Origin of the sequence: Cohnella sp. GbtcB17 (assembly GCF_019091135.1) — a bacterium.
Lineage (GTDB): Bacteria > Bacillota > Bacilli > Paenibacillales > Paenibacillaceae > Cohnella.
In genome coordinates this window covers 1-228 of sequence record NZ_JAGXJW010000587.1, presented here as the reverse complement: position 1 = coordinate 228, position 228 = coordinate 1, and the positions used below count along the sequence as shown (strand labels likewise).

Here is a 228-nt window from a genome sequence, read left to right as displayed (position 1 = left end):
AATGCACGCGCAGCAAGCCCTCCTCCGCTCCCTTGGCGACGACGCTGAGCGGGAGCAGCGAGATGCCGAGCCCGGACGACACGCCGCCGACGATCGCCACCAGCGTGCCGAACTCCATGATTCGCGGCTGCGACCAGGCGCGATCCCTGGTCCGGCGCTCCAGCACGGACCGATAGTAGCAGCCGTCCGTGAATGCGAGCAACGGCACACCGGCCAGCGCGTCCGTCC

At 69.7% G+C, this 228-nt stretch carries 1 protein-coding gene; it reads right to left on the bottom strand.

Annotation, left to right across the window (positions count from 1 at the left end; all coding sequences use genetic code 11):
- A partial coding sequence (locus KVT38_RS34520) for a LysR substrate-binding domain-containing protein (protein WP_254639768.1) occupies positions 1-228 on the bottom strand: 228 nt, incomplete at both ends.